The organism is Actinocorallia lasiicapitis, from assembly GCF_054778695.1.
In genome coordinates, this window is record NZ_BAAGZI010000136.1 from 1 (window position 1) to 13,826 (window position 13,826).

At 70.2% G+C, this 13,826-nt stretch carries 11 protein-coding genes and 1 pseudogene; 7 read left to right on the forward strand and 5 right to left on the reverse strand.

Translation table 11 applies throughout. The annotated features are described in order from the left end of the window. The 4 genes and pseudogenes from ACYVE7_RS16890 to ACYVE7_RS16905 form a co-directional block, all read left to right on the forward strand. Positions 1 to 420, forward strand: a pseudogene (locus tag ACYVE7_RS16890) (SAM-dependent methyltransferase); the annotation flags it as partial. A 49-nt stretch (positions 421 to 469) separates the two neighbouring features. Further along, on the forward strand, positions 470 to 1,360 hold the full coding sequence (locus tag ACYVE7_RS16895; RefSeq protein WP_460365672.1) for an ABC transporter ATP-binding protein: 891 nt from the start codon (positions 470 to 472) through the stop codon (positions 1,358 to 1,360). Then, positions 1,357 to 2,529: an ABC transporter permease gene (locus ACYVE7_RS16900; RefSeq protein WP_460365662.1), complete on the forward strand. Its 1,173-nt coding sequence runs from the start codon at positions 1,357 to 1,359 to the stop codon at positions 2,527 to 2,529. The genes ACYVE7_RS16895 and ACYVE7_RS16900 overlap by 4 nt, the downstream gene beginning before the upstream one ends. Positions 2,530 to 2,536: 7 nt before the next feature. Then, positions 2,537 to 3,265: an SDR family oxidoreductase gene (locus ACYVE7_RS16905; RefSeq protein ID WP_460365663.1), complete on the forward strand. Its 729-nt coding sequence runs from the start codon at positions 2,537 to 2,539 to the stop codon at positions 3,263 to 3,265. Between the two features lie 160 nt (positions 3,266 to 3,425). On the opposite strand, the gene ACYVE7_RS16910 is transcribed toward ACYVE7_RS16905, so the two are convergent. After that, entirely contained in the window at positions 3,426 to 4,175 is a 750-nt protein-coding gene (locus ACYVE7_RS16910) for a hypothetical protein (protein WP_460365665.1), read from the reverse strand. A 212-nt stretch (positions 4,176 to 4,387) separates the two neighbouring features. Between ACYVE7_RS16910 and ACYVE7_RS16915 the strand changes: the two genes are divergently transcribed. Further along, the gene (locus ACYVE7_RS16915; RefSeq protein WP_460365666.1) at positions 4,388 to 5,503 is read left to right on the forward strand and encodes an acyl-CoA dehydrogenase family protein; all 1,116 of its coding nucleotides are present in this window, start codon (positions 4,388 to 4,390) and stop codon (positions 5,501 to 5,503) included. A gap of 3 nt (positions 5,504 to 5,506) precedes the next feature. On the opposite strand, the gene ACYVE7_RS16920 is transcribed toward ACYVE7_RS16915, so the two are convergent. The 4 genes from ACYVE7_RS16920 to sbnA are packed head-to-tail and all read right to left on the reverse strand — an operon-like array spanning position 5,507 to position 8,903. Beyond that, positions 5,507 to 6,406, reverse strand: a complete 900-nt coding sequence (locus tag ACYVE7_RS16920; RefSeq protein WP_460365667.1) for a metallophosphoesterase family protein — start codon at positions 6,404 to 6,406, stop codon at positions 5,507 to 5,509. Beyond that, positions 6,403 to 6,876: a hypothetical protein gene (locus ACYVE7_RS16925; protein ID WP_460365668.1), complete on the reverse strand. Its 474-nt coding sequence runs from the start codon at positions 6,874 to 6,876 to the stop codon at positions 6,403 to 6,405. Before ACYVE7_RS16925 ends, ACYVE7_RS16920 begins: the two co-directional genes overlap by 4 nt. 2 nt (positions 6,877 to 6,878) lie before the next feature. Next, positions 6,879 to 7,904 (reverse strand): 2,3-diaminopropionate biosynthesis protein SbnB, encoded by a 1,026-nt coding sequence (gene sbnB / locus ACYVE7_RS16930; protein ID WP_460365669.1) that lies wholly within the window; start codon positions 7,902 to 7,904, stop codon positions 6,879 to 6,881. Between the two features lie 45 nt (positions 7,905 to 7,949). Further along, on the reverse strand, positions 7,950 to 8,903 hold the full coding sequence (gene sbnA, locus ACYVE7_RS16935; RefSeq protein WP_460365670.1) for a 2,3-diaminopropionate biosynthesis protein SbnA: 954 nt from the start codon (positions 8,901 to 8,903) through the stop codon (positions 7,950 to 7,952). A gap of 352 nt (positions 8,904 to 9,255) precedes the next feature. On the opposite strand from sbnA, the gene ACYVE7_RS16940 reads away from it, so the two are divergent. Both ACYVE7_RS16940 and ACYVE7_RS16945 read left to right on the forward strand, forming a co-directional pair. After that, a complete protein-coding gene (locus tag ACYVE7_RS16940) occupies positions 9,256 to 10,710 on the forward strand; it encodes an amino acid adenylation domain-containing protein (RefSeq protein ID WP_460365673.1) in 1,455 nt (484 codons plus the stop codon). Positions 10,711 to 11,094: 384 nt separating this feature from the next. Then, positions 11,095 to 13,826 (forward strand): condensation domain-containing protein (locus ACYVE7_RS16945; RefSeq protein ID WP_460365671.1); only part of this gene is annotated, 2,732 nt, incomplete at its 3' end.

The window sequence follows — 13,826 nt, forward strand, 5'->3', positions numbered from 1 at the left end:
CGCGTGTGCGCGCCGGGCGGCGTCGTCGTCGCCCGCGACGCCGACTACGCGGGCTTCACCTGGTACCCGCGGCTGCCCGAGCTGGACGCGTGGATGGACCTGTACCAGGAGTGCGCCCGCGCCAACGGCGGCGAGCCCGACGCCGGACGCCGCCTCCTGGCCTGGGCGCGCGCCGCCGGATTCGCCGAGATCACCCCGACGGCCTCCGTCTGGTGCCACGCCACCGAGGACGAACGCGCCTACTGGGGCGGGATGTGGCGCGACCGCGTCGTCCAGTCGGAGATGGCGGCCCAGGCGGTGCGCGAGGGACGGGCGACCGCCGCCGACCTGGCCCGGCTGTCGGACGGCTGGGCGCGTTGGACGTCCGAACCGGACGGATGGTTCGTCATCCTGCACGGGGAAATCGTGTGCATCGCCTGATTTGTTGGAACCCGTCACTGATCATGAGAGTCTCAGCTGCGTGAACGATATGAGACTGGAAATCAAGAAGGTCTCTCGCAGCTACGGGGACGTCCGAGCGCTGAAGGACCTCAGCCTCGACGTCCGCGCGGGGGAGATCCACGGATTCGTCGGCAGCAACGGCGCGGGAAAGACCACCACGATGCGGATCGTGCTCGGGGTGCTCTCGGCCGACTCGGGCGAGGTCCGCTGGGGCGGTGAGCCGCTCAGCGACGACGTCCGGCGCACCATCGGCTACATGCCGGAGGAGCGCGGGCTCTACCCGAAGATGAAGGTCGCCGAACAGCTCGTCTACCTGGCCAGGCTGCGCGGGCTCGCCAAGGACCGCGCCACGGCCTCGGTCGACCTCTGGCTGGAGCGGCTGGGCGTCGCCTCCCGCCGCGACGACGAGGTGCAGAAACTCAGCCTCGGCAACCAGCAGCGCGTCCAGCTCGCCGCCGCCCTCGTCCACGACCCGGCGATCCTCGTGCTCGACGAGCCGTTCTCCGGGCTCGACCCGGTCGCCGTCGACGTGATGAGCCAGGTGCTGCGGGACAAGGCCGCCGAAGGCGTCCCGGTGCTGTTCTCCTCCCACCAGCTCGACCTGGTCGAGCGGCTCTGCGACCGGGTCGGGATCATCAAGGACGGGGCGCTGGTCGCGTCCGGCACGGTCGAGGAGCTGCGGAGCTCGGGTGACGCGCTGTTGGTCGTCCGGGTGGAGGACGCGCCCGCCGGCTGGGCGCTGGACGTCCCCGGAGTGACCGGCCAGGAGGGCGACGTGCTGAAGCTCGCGCCCGGCGCCGACGACCAGGACGTGCTGCGCGCGGCACTCGCCCACGGGCCCGTCCGTGAGTTCGCCTGGCGCAGACCCAGCCTGACCGAGCTGTACCGGCACGTCGTGACCCAGGAGGAGTCCGCATGAACAACGGGACCATGGTCCGGCTCGTCGCCGGCCGGGAGTTCTCCACGAGGATCAAGGGCAAGGGCTTCCTGATCTCCACCGGCATCATGGTGGTCGTCGTGGTGGCGCTGTCGGTGCTGCTGAAGCTCGCCGACGGCAGCGACCCGACGAAGATCGGCATCGTGGACGGTGCGCTCGGGCAGCCGCTGGCCGCCGCCGCGCAGACCGTCGGCGAGGAGGTCGAGACCCGGCAGATCGCCCAGGCCGACGGCGAACGCCTCGTCAAGGACGAGGACCTCGATGCGGTCGTCCTCACCGATCCCCTCCGCGTGATCGTCAAGAAGGACCTGGACGACGGGCTGCGGAACACCCTGAACGTCATGGCCGGTCAGGGCGCGCTCAACACCGAACTGGCCAAGGCGGGGGTCGACCCGGCCGTCGTCGCGCAGAACGTCGCGGCGGCCTCGGATCTCCAGGTGACCTCGATCGAGGGCGCGGACGAGCACAAGGGCCAGCGGGTGGTCCTGGCCATGGTGATCGCGTTCCTGCTGTATCTGATGGTCATGGTGTCGGGGCTCCAGGTCGCGCAGGGAGTCGTGGAGGAGAAGGCCAGCCGGATCGTCGAGATCCTGCTCAGCTCGCTGCGGCCCTGGCAGCTGATGTTCGGCAAGGTGCTGGGGATCGGCTCGGTCAGCCTGGTCCAGATGTCGACGATCCTGGTCGTCGGGGTGGCGGGCGCCGCCACGACCGGTGTCCTGGACATTCCGAGCGCCGACTTCTACGGTGCGGCCGTGTGGAGCCTGGTGTGGTTCGCCGTCGGGTTCGCGCTCTACGCGCTGCTGTTCGCGGCGGCGGCGGCGCTGGTGTCCCGGCAGGAGGAGCTGGGCAGCGTCTCGGGCCCGATCCAGACGCTGATCCTCGTGCCGTACATCCTGTCGTTCAGCCTCGTCCCCTCGGACCCGGACGGCCCGCTCGTCACGGCCCTGTCGTTCATCCCGGTCTTCGCGCCGGTGCTGATGCCGGTCCGTGCGGCCTTCGGCGTCCCGATCTGGAACCAGTTCGCAGGTCTCGCCGTCTCCCTTCTCGCGATCGTCCTGCTCGTCTGGCTGGCGGGCCGGGTGTATGAGAACTCCATCCTGCGCACCGGATCCCGCGTCAAGCTCACCGACGCGCTCCGCCGAGCGAAGTAGGCGAACCATGAGCGTCCTCCACGGCAAGACCGCGATCGTGACCGGAGGATCGCGCGGCATCGGCCGCGCGATCGTCGAACGACTCGTCCGCGACGGCGCGACCGTCGTGTTCAGCTACGCCGCCAACAGGACCGCGGCCGACGAGGTGGCGGCGGCGACGGGCGCGCTGCCCGTCCGGGCCGACCTCACCGACCCCGACGCGGTCGTCCGGCTGCTGGACACGGCGCTCGACCACCTCGGCGACCTCGACATCCTGGTCGCCAACGCCGCCGCCCCGTTCCCGGTCGCCCCGCTCGCCGAGACCACCCTCGCGGTCTTCGACGAGGTCATGACGGCCAACGCCCGGTCGACGTTCATCGCTCTCCAGTACGCGGCCCGCCATCTGCGGGACGACGGCCGGGTCGTGGTGATCTCCTCGGTCAACACGGTCCGGCCCGCGCCCGGCATCGCGCCGTACGCGGCCAGCAAGGGCGCCGTCGAACAGCTCGTCCAGGTGGCGGCGCTGGAGCTCGGCGGGCGCGGGATCACGGTCAACACCGTCTCTCCGGGCGCGACCGACACCGATCTGTTCCGCGACACCAACCCGCCCGAGGCGTACGAGCGGGTCGCGGCCGTGACGGCGCTCGGCAGGGTCGGCGCACCGGCCGACATCGCGGACGTCGTCGGGTTCCTCGCCGGGCCGGACGCGCGCTGGGTCACCGGCCAGAACCTCCGGGCGACCGGGGGTCTGGTCTAGGCCGTGTCTTATGAATCTTCGGTCCTACTGCGCGACGCCCAGGCACGCACCTCGAGGGCTTGTCGTCGGTCACCAGCCAACCAGGCTGGCTCCCTCCTCCGCACCCCCGAGGCACGCACCTGACCGCCGCTCGCTACGGACAAGATCCATAAGACACGGCCTAAGCCGCGGGGCGGGCGCAGAGGGCGTCGGGGGTGTCCGGGTGGAGGAAGCCGTCCTCGGTCTCGCAGGTCGCGCCGCGGACGACGCCCTGCCACCGGCCCGTCCAGACCTCGACTTTCGCGCCGGTCTTGGTGATGAACAGTTCGGCGGTCCGCTGGTCGCTGACCTCGGTGGTGTCCAGCGGGTAGACGAACTCGAAGTCGATCTTCAGCAGGATTCCGGTGTGGGGCTTGCCGTCGGCGCCGTTGACCGTGGTCGCGGTGGGTTCGGCACGGCCCCGCACCCTGATCGGCTCGGGCCGTTGGACGGTGCCTGGCTCGAACGCGGTCACCTCGTCGCGGGTGTTCGCCTCGGCCTTCTTGGCGACACCGTCGCGGAACCGCTTGCGCTGGTGCTCGGCCAGCAGCACGGCGTAGGGCTCGGTCGCGCCGTCGTAGAGGACGGCCGGGTCGAGGTGCGCTGCGGTCAGCAGCTTCTTCGCCAGCTCGTAGCCCTGGGCGGCCTCTTTCGCGGTCAGCCCGCCCTCGGCCTTCGCCGCGGGCATCCGGATGCCGTCGGCGCCGTCGCCGAACGGTCCGAGCGCGGCCAGTGCCGTGGGCGTCTCCGGGGGGACCGGCCGGACGGCGGGTCGGGGCGCGCCCGCCTCGCTGTCGGGGATCAGCCGGATCGCTCCCGTCCCCTGACCGAGGAGCGTCACTCCCGTGAAGACGGCGATGATGACCCCGATGACGCTCGCCAATTTCCTCATATGGGACGAACCTAGCAAAAGTAAGGGCTCTCGGGTGCGACCGCGCCGCCGCCTCCGAGAGCCATTCCGCAGAACGGTAGAGCGTTCAAGGGTGGAGCCGGTTTCTCCGCGATGAACTGTGCGTTACGGCCCTGGATCCGGTTGTCCGGGGAACCGTCGCCCGGGGGAGGCTGCTAGCATCCTGGCCAAGCGCTTGCTAGGGAGGCTGGATCGTGGAACTCGTCGTCACCGAGGAGCAGGCCGAGCTCCGCACGTCGCTGCGCCGGTTCTTCACCGACCAGGCGAAGAGCGCGGAGGTGCGGCGGCTGATGGAGACCGCCGAAGGCCACGACCCGGCCGTCTGGACGCGGATGGGCGAACAGCTCGGGCTCCAGGGGCTCGCGATCCCCGAAGAGCACGGCGGCGCGGGGATGGGCCTGGCCGAGCTGGCCGTCGTCCTGGAGGAGATGGGCCGCACCCTGTTCCCGTCGCCGTTCCTCGCCTCCGCCGTGCTCGCGGCGCAGGCCCTGCTCGCCGCCGACGACACCGCCGCCCACGCCGACCTGCTGCCCGGCATCGCCGACGGCTCGACCATCGCGACCGTCGCGTTCTGTGAGCAGGAGGGCCGCTGGGACGGCGCCGACCTCACCACGACCGCCCGCCGCGAAGACGCTTCCTGGACCCTCGACGGCGCCAAGCACTACGTCCTCGACGGCCACACGGCCGGGCTGCTGCTGGTGTTCGCGCGCACCGGCTCTGACGTCTCCCTGTTCGCCGTCGACTCCGCCGCCCCCGGCGTCGCCCGCACCCTGCTGCCGACCCTCGACCAGACCCGCAAACTGGCGCGCGTCGACCTGACGGGCGCGCCCGCCCGGCTGATCGGCGCCGAGGGGACGGGCCTGGCCGTGCTCCGCCGGGTCACCGACGTGGCGGCCGTCGCCCTGGCCGCCGAGCAGCTCGGCGCCGCCCAGCGCTGCCTGGAACTGTCCGTCGACTACGCCAAGGTCCGGGTCCAGTTCGGCCGTCCCATCGGCGCCTTCCAGGCGATCAAGCACAAGTGCGCCGACCTGCTCACGCTGGTCGAGTCGGCCCGCTCCGCCGTCATGTACGCGGCGCGCGTCGCCGACCAGGACCCCGGCTCCCTCCCGGTCGCCGCCGCCCTCGCCAAGTCCTACACCTGCGACGCCGCCTTCACCGCCGCCGCCGAGACCATTCAGATCCACGGCGGTATCGGCTTCACCTGGGAACACGACGCCCACCTGTATTTCAAACGCGCCAAATCAGCCCAGCTCCTCTTCGGCACCCCCGCCGCCCACCGGGCCCGCCTCGCCGCCCACCTCGGCCTCTGACCGCTACCCCATGCTCCTGGTGACGGTCGCGTTCGCCAGGTCCAGGGTGGTGACCCGGTGGCCCGACGGCCCCGACCAGGCGTGGGTGCCGTGGGCGCGGTACCGCAGCTCCCAGCGGGTCTCGCGCAGCGTGACGAACGCGCTGTGCGACTGGACCTGCGCCGACTGGTCGCGCGAGTGGCCGTCCAGGCTGAGCATCGAGGAGATGTCGCAGAGCACCGGCAGCCGCCGCCCGCCCAGTTTCAGGAACCGCGCCGCGGCGGGATCGTCCAGGTTCTTGTGCATGTGCCCGCACAGGTAGCCGACGACATTGCGGTGCCCCGCCACGAACTCGTCCAGCCGCGACGCCGGCTGGACCGCGTTGTACGCCGCGACCCCCAGCTCGACGGGCGGATAGTGGTTCACCAGCACCACGGGGCCCGGCCACGCGCTGACGACCCGGTCGAGCCACCCCCACGTCGCCTCGGGGATCTGCCACACGCCCCGGTTCCCGGTGAACGTGTCGACGGCGAAGGTGACGAACCGGTAGCCCTTGACGTCGATGAACGCGTTCGCCGGACGCCCGTAGACCTGCTCCCAGGTCGCCCGAGTGTGCACCTTCCTGGCCCGGACGTCGTGGTTGCCCATCGCCCACAGATCGGGCGCGCCCCGTGCCGCGCGAGGCAGCCACCGCAGGGCGTACGCGTCCTCCGCGGCGGCCCCGTTGTCGGTGATGTCGCCGGTGTGGATGAACGCGTCCGGCACGGGCACCAGGCCCTGCTCCAGATCGGCGGCCATATGGTCGCCCTCGGCGTACGACCAGGGCCGGTACCCGAAATGCGTGTCGCTGACGTGCTGCACCAGCAGCCCGTCCGACGGCGGCAGCGGCCAGGGACGGGTCTCGGCCGCGGCACGTCGCCTCACAGCGGCCGGTACCTGACCGTGTACAGCGCCGGCAGCTTCAGTTTGGGCGGGCTGCCGACCGGGGTCCAGTTCACGGCCAGCAGTTCGCCGGCCGCGAGATCGGCGTCGCCCGCGGTCGCCGCGTCCCAGGTCCACGGCACCCGCGCGGTGATCGGGCCGTTGGCGTCCGCGCCCTTGGACCGGGTGGTCCGCGCGGCGATGTCGGGGAAGCCCTTGGGCCCCGTGCCCTTCTCCAGCACCGCCGACCAGTACGCGGTCTCCGACGCGGCGAGCGAGAAGTACTCGAACGTCACCGACACCGACAGCACCCGCAGCGGGAACGGCGCCGCCATCAGCGTGAACCGGGTGGCCTCGCCGACCTCGGCGCCCTTCACCCAGCTCTGGATCCCCACGCAGAAGACGAGCTCCTCCAGCGTGGGGGTCCGGCTCTTCAGCGCCGCGAGCTCCGCGGCCAGATCCTCCTCAGCCATGGTCAGCCATAGCGCTTCATCTCGTGGAAGAAGCCGGGGACGGTCTGGAGGGTCCCGGCTTCGGTGACCTCGTCGTAGATGTACTTGGCGACGGCCAGGTCGAGGACGCCGAGGCCGAACGGCGAGAAGATGACGGGCCGGTCGGCCGGGGGAGTGGTCTTGCCTTCCAGCACGTCGTACAGGGTGCCGTCGACGAAGTCCCGGTTGCCGGTCCGCTGCTCGGCCAGGTGCGGGCTGGTGTTGGCCTTCAGGCAGTGGTCGACGTCGTCGACCACGTTGTAGGCCGACAGGATGATCTCCGGCGAGAGGTCGCGGAGCGACACGTGCAGCACCAGCGGGTTGTGGGCGAACAGTTCGGGGTCGAGGAGGTGCGGCTCGCCCGCGACCGTCGCCAGCACGATCAGATCGCTGGAGGTGACGAGCTCCTCGACGCTCTCCGTGATGGTGACGGGCCCCGTCTCGGTGCGCTCCAGGTACTCCTTGAACCCCTCGGCGTGCTCCGCCGACAGGTCGAAGACGGCCGAGGAGTCGAACGACAGCCCGTTGCCGACCAGGTAGGTGTGCAGGTAGCGGGCGATCAGCCCGACCCCGATGAAACCGACCTTGCGCGGGGTCACTCCGCGCTTCTCGGCGAGGGTCACGGCGGCGAGCGCGGCCGAGGCCGCGGTGCGCGCCGCGCTGATGATCGAGCTCTCCAGGCAGGCGAACGGGTAGCCGGTCTCGGTGTCGTTGAGGATCAGCACGGCGCTGGCGCGCGGGATGCCCGCCGCGACGTTCTCGGGGAACGAGGAGATCCACTTGATGCCGTGCACGTTGACGTCGCCCTTGACCGACGCCGGCAGCGCGATGATCCGCGAGGACGGCCGGTCGGGGAAGCGCAGGAAGTAGGAGTCGGGGTTGACGGTCTGCTGCTCGCCGTGCAGCCGGTAGGCGGCCTCGACCATCGCGGTGACCTGCTTCTCGCGGCCGTGGAGGGCGCCGGCGACCTGCTCACCGGAGACGACGGCGAACGAGGGCTGCTGGGTCATGAGAGAGGCTCCAGAAAAGGGTGGGATATGAGTGCGGTTCGGGGGTTAGAGGGCGGCGTGGCCGAAGTGCTCGTTCAGCCAGCCGTCCTCGTAGATCGAGTCGAGGTAGCGTTCGCCCAGGTCGGGCGAGATGGCGACCGCGACCGGCTCGGCTCCGGGGTACTTCTCGTTCAGCCACCGGACGGCGCCGCTCACGACGGTGCCGGTCGAGCCGCCGAACAGGAAGCCCCGGGCCGCCAGGCTATGACATGTCGTGATCGTGTCGGGTTCGGCGACGTGCACGACGTCGTCGATGTAGGACTCGTCGACCAGTTCCGGCCGGGTGCTGGTGCCGAGGCCCGGCACCATCCGCCGCTCGGGGATGCCGCCGAACGTCACCGAGCCGACCGCGTCGATCGCGACGACCGTGACGGGCCGGTTGTGCTCCTTGAACCAGCGGGCGCACCCCATCAGGGTGCCCGTGGTTCCGGCGCCGACGAACAGGACGTCGAGGTCGGGAAAGGCGCGGGAGATGGCCGGCGCGGTGTGCCGGTAGTGCGCGCGCCAGTTGTTGGGATTGGCGTACTGGTTGAGCCAGACGTACTTCTCGCTGGAGCCGACCAGATCGCGCACATAGCGGATCCGGCTCTCCAGGTAGCCGCCGTTGGCGTCCTGCTGGGAGATGACGCGGACCTCCGCGCCGAGCGCCCTCATGACGCGCTGCGAGGCGCGGTTGCACCGCGGGTCCGTGATGCACAGGAACCGGTAGCCCTTGCTGGCGGCGATCGTGGCCAGGGCGATGCCCAGGTTGCCCGACGACGACTCGACCAGCACCGATCCCTCGGTGATCACACCGCTGCGCTCCGCCGCCGCGACCATCTCGGCCGCGGCCTTGAGCTTCACCGAACCGGCGAAGTTGAACCCCTCGCACTTCAAGTACAGCGGGCTGCCGACGATCGAACGCAGATCGACGTACAGGTCCTCGACGTTGAACTCTTGTGGAGAGCTGATTATAGGCACGTTGCCGACACCCTCTGCATGACAACAACCGAAATGATGAGAAACGGTCGAGAGTCAATTCGAAACGATCGCGCCGCGCCCGGGAGAATTACTTCGGACTCATAGCTGCGCGCCTTCAGCCTGAATTCTCCGTATGTTCACCCCGCGGCTGAAAGCGAAGACCAATGCCCGTCGGTCTCTGCTACCGTTCCGAAACTCTCGTGGCGCTTTTCCTCTCTTGTGACGTGACCCTGATCACCGTGGCGGTGATTACCGTACAGTAGGGCATCTCGCCCTGCAAGCCTCGTCTATCCTCTTAAGCACGCAAAAGCGGCGAATGACGCCGGATCCTAGGAGCGGTTTCGTGACGATCATGGATGGTCTGCTCGGCCTTGAAGAGCTGCCCACGCTGACGATCTCCGCTGCGGAGATCGCGCGGGCCCGCGATCTGGCCATGAGCCGCGACCACGAAGTCGATCTCGAAGCGGCCGTCATCACCAGGGTCGAGCGCATCGCCGCAGCTCAGGACCGTCCCGCCGTCCGGGACGAGACCCGGGAGCTGACCTATGCGCAGCTCGCGGACGAGGCGCGCAGGATCGCCACGCTGCTGGAGTCCGCCGGAGTGCGGCCCGGCGAGGTCGTGGCCGTCGGCGGTGTACGGAGCGTGAGCGTCATCGCGGCGTTCCTCGCGCTGGAACTGCTCGGCGCGCTGTACGTCCCGGCCGACACGATCTGGCCGGCCAACCGCGTCGCCGACGTGCTGGAGCAGGCCAAGGTCAGGATCCTGTTCAACACCGACCTCGGCGAGGTGACCCCGAGCCTCGCGCAGGGCGCGGCCAAGGCGGGGGTGCGGGTGCTGCGGTCCACGCAGGTCGCGGGCTGTGCGCCGTGGCAGGGCGAGGCCAGGCTCGACTCCCTCGACCAGCCCAGGTACGTGCTGTTCACGTCGGGTTCGACGGGCAAGCCCAAGGGCGCCGTGGTTGAGCACCAGGGCATGGTCAACCATCTCTACGCGAAGATCGTCGACCTGGGGATGACCGAGCGCGACGTGGTCGCGCAGACCGCGCCGCTGGGCTTCGACATCTCCGTCTGGCAGATGCTCTGCCCCCTGGTCAACGGCGGGCAGGTGCACGTCGTCAGCGATGAGGTCTCCTACGACTCGGTGGCGTTCGCGCAGGTCATCGACGTGCAGGGGATCACGGTCGTCGAGCTGGTGCCGACCATGGTGCGGCTGCTGCTGGACGATCTGGCCGCGCAGGGCGGCGACCAGATCGCCGGGCTGCGCTGGATGCTCGCCACCGGTGAGGAGCTGCCGGGCGAGGTGGCCCGCCGCTGGCTGACCGAGATGCCGCAGGCCGGGCTGGTCAACGCCTACGGCCCCACCGAGTGCTCCGACGACGTCACCCACCACACGGTGACGCTCAGTGACCTCGAACTGTTGCGGCTGCCGATCGGCACGCCCGTCGTCAACACGCGGCTGTACGTGCTCCGCCGGGAGGAGGACCGCTGGTTCGCCTGCGACCGCGGCGAGACCGGCGAGCTGTTCGTGGGCGGCACGGGGGTCGGCCGCGGCTACCTGTTCAACCATGACAAGACCCGCGACGCGTTCTTCGCCGATCCCTTCGAGACCACGCTGACCAGGCGTTTGTACCGTACGGGCGACGCGGTGAAGGTGCTGCCGACCGGTGCTCTGCAGTACCTGGGACGGGTCGACCGGCAGGTGAAGATCTCCGGCGTCCGGATGGAGCTGGGGGAGATCGAGGCCGTGCTGCAGCGGCACCCGAGCGTCGGCGCGGTGGCCGTCGTCGTCCATGAGATCCAGGGCTGACGGCTAGGCCGAATCGTTAGCCGTGGACGGCCGCAGAACGGGTCTGGACGGCTTGTCACCTTCAGCGTAACGGGCGGGTGATCATCCGTACCGCCTGGGGGTTTCTTGTCACGTGAGTGAGCAATCACGCCCGTTAAGTTCCACTTATGGGGGGATTGCGAAGCATGTTGCCCCCTGGTTAACTGAGCCCCCACTACCAATCAGTAAGGTCGCCGGAGATCGGATGATTGGGGCGCGGCGTCGTCCGACGGGCGGCGAAATCGACGACGACCGCGCAACGGAAAACGTTGCGGGGAAAGGGGTATTCGGCCGACGGCTGTTTTATCGAGCGAATATCCCAGACGCAGGAACTCCACTCCCCGAACCGCGAAAGCGATTCCCCCAATGCCTTCTTCCGAGTTGCTCCCCCTCTCCGCGGCACAGCAGAGCGTGTGGTTCGCCCAGCAGTTCAGTCCGCAGACCCCCCTCCATATCGCGCAGTATCTGGAGATCGCGGGGCCGTTCGACACGGAATTGTTCCGGCGTGTCTCGGAGGCGGGCGGGGCCGAGGCCGAGATCCTCAATTTCCGGCTGGTCGAGAAGGACGGAATTCCCTACCAGCGGATCGAACGGGAGCACCAGGCGCACAGTCTGGAGATCGTCGACTTCTCCACGGAACCCGATCCGGTCAAAGCCGCCAGGGCCTGGATCGACGAGGACCTCACCACCCCGATCGCGCTCACCGGCGACCGGCTCTACCTCAGCATCTTCCTGCGGCTGGGTCCTGAGCTGCACTGGTGGTACGTGCGCTGCCACCACATCGTCATGGACGGGTTCAGCGGCGCGCAGACCTACCAGCGGGCCGCCGAGATCTACAACCGGCTGGCGGCGGGGGAGCCGTACGAGCCGAAGACGCACGGCGACTACCGCGCCTGGCTCGCCGAGGAGAACGCGCACCGCGCCTCGGCCCGCTACCAGGCCGAACGCGACTACTGGCTGGAACGGTTCGCCGACCGTCCCGAAGTGCCGGCGCTGACCGACCGCGAGGCCGCCGACCCGGCCATCCACTTCCACCAGGCCGCTTTCGCGCTCGGCGACGAGGAGACCTCCGCCTACAACGCCGCCGCCCGCCGTTTCCGGGTGGGCAGCCCGGTGCTCGCGATCGCGGCGACCGCGCTGTACACCGCGAAGATGACCGGCACCGACGACGTGATCATCGGTCTGGCCGTGTCGGGGCGCACCACGACCCTCGCCAAGGAGACGCCCGCGCACCAGGCGTCGATCCTGCCGTTGCGGCTGAGCGTGCGGCCGGAGATGACCGTCGAGGAACTGGCGCGCTCGGTCTCCCGCACGACGGCGCGGCTGCTGCGCAACCAGCGGTACCGCCGCGAGGACCTGATCCGCGACCTGCGCCTCATCGGCCGCCGTATCCACGGCCCGGTCGTCAACATCCTGGCCTTCGACTACGGCGATCTGATGTTCGGGCCCGCGAAGGCGACCCACAACATCGTCACCACCAGCCCGGTCGAAGACCTGGCCATCAACGTGTACGACAGCGCGGACGGCAACGGCGCCCGGTTCGAGTTCGTGGCTCACCCCGAGCTCTACACCGAGGCCGAGACGGCCGCGCACCACGAGCGCTACATCCGCCTCCTGCGCGCGATCGCCGCCGCCGAGACCTCCGACACCCTCGACTCCCTTCCCCTGCTCGACGCGGACGCTCCGGTTCTCACCGCCACGGTGACCGAGGAGCTCCGCGCCGAACTGCCCGAACTGGACGCCGCCGACCGCGTTCTGGTCGTCGACGCCATGCACCACCCTCTTCCCGCGGGAGGCCGGGGCCTCCTTGCACTGCTCTCCACCGACGACAGCGCGGGAACCGGTGAAAGTGTCACCCTCCTTTCCCGAGAAATTTCCGGTGACCGGCTGCGCGTGCTCCAGCGGCCCGCCCGCTGGACCGCCGACGGCGCCCTGGAGCTGCTGGCGGCGCCCCGGCCGAAGAGCACCGCGAAGCCCGGTGACAAACGTCTCGTCGCCTATGTCGTGCCCGCTCCCGGCTCCGAGATCAGCGCCGAGGAGCTCCGCGCGTTCGTCGAGGAGCACCTGCCGGGTGCGATGGTGCCGGCCGCGTTCGTCGTCATGGACGAGCTGCCGCTGACCGCCAACGGCAAGGTCGACACCAAGAACCTGCCCGCGCCCGACTTCGGCGCGGTCGCCGCGGCCCCCTACCGCGCGCCGCGCACCCCGCAGGAGGAGGTCCTGGCCGGGATCTTCGCCGAGCTGCTGGGCGTCGAGCGGGTCGGGATCGACGACGACTTCTTCGAGCACGGCGGCAACTCCCTCACCGCGATGCGGGTGATCGCCAAGGCGCGGTCCGCGCTGGGCGTCGAACTCGCCGTCCGGACCCTGTTCGAGACGCCGACCGTCGCCGGGCTGTCGGTGCTGCTGGCCGAGGCCGCGCCCGCACGTCCCGCCCTGGTGGCGGGGGAGCGGCCCGCGCTGCTCCCGCTGTCCTACGCCCAGCAGCGGCTCTGGTTCCTCAACAAGTTCGAGGGCCCGTCCGCGACCTACAACCTGCCGATCGCGCTGCGCCTGTCGGGCCCGCTCGACGCGGCCGCGCTCCAGGCGGCGCTCGCCGACGTCGTCGGCCGGCACGAGTCCCTGCGGACGATCTTCCCCGATTCGGGTGGGACGCCCCGCCAGCAGATCCTCGACGCCTCGGCCGCCGCGCCCCGCGTCGCGGCCGTGGACGTCACCGAGGCGGTGCTGCCGGTCGCGCTCGCGCAGGCCGCCGGCTACGGGTTCGACATCTCGGTGGAGCCGCCGCTGCGCGCCCACCTGTTCCGGCTCGCGCCGCAGGAGCACGTCGCGGCGCTGGTCCTGCACCACATCGCCGGCGACGGCTGGTCGATGGCGCCCCTGGCCCGCGACGTCCTGCTCGCCTACGCCGCCCGGCAGAGCGGCACGGCCCCGCAGTGGACGGCGCTGCGCGTCCAGTACGCCGACTACACGCTCTGGCAGCAGGAGCTGTTCGGCGCGGAGGACGACCCCGAGAGCCTGCTCGACGGCCAGATCTCCTACTGGACGCAGGCGCTGTCCGGGCTGCCCGAGCAGCTCGACCTGCCCGCCGACCGGCC

Excerpts from the sequence above, each read along its gene's own strand:
- ACYVE7_RS16895 (WP_460365672.1), top strand. The coding sequence starts at position 470 with ATGAGACTGGAAATCAAGAAGGTCTCTCGCAGCTACGGGGACGTCCGA.
- ACYVE7_RS16900 (WP_460365662.1), top strand. The coding sequence starts at position 1,357 with ATGAACAACGGGACCATGGTCCGGCTCGTCGCCGGCCGGGAGTTCTCC.
- ACYVE7_RS16905 (WP_460365663.1), top strand. The coding sequence starts at position 2,537 with ATGAGCGTCCTCCACGGCAAGACCGCGATCGTGACCGGAGGATCGCGC.
- ACYVE7_RS16910 (WP_460365665.1), bottom strand. The coding sequence starts at position 4,175 with ATGAGGAAATTGGCGAGCGTCATCGGGGTCATCATCGCCGTCTTCACG.
- ACYVE7_RS16925 (WP_460365668.1), bottom strand. The coding sequence starts at position 6,876 with ATGGCTGAGGAGGATCTGGCCGCGGAGCTCGCGGCGCTGAAGAGCCGG.
- sbnB (WP_460365669.1), bottom strand. The coding sequence starts at position 7,904 with ATGACCCAGCAGCCCTCGTTCGCCGTCGTCTCCGGTGAGCAGGTCGCC.
- ACYVE7_RS16940 (WP_460365673.1), top strand. The coding sequence starts at position 9,256 with ATGGATGGTCTGCTCGGCCTTGAAGAGCTGCCCACGCTGACGATCTCC.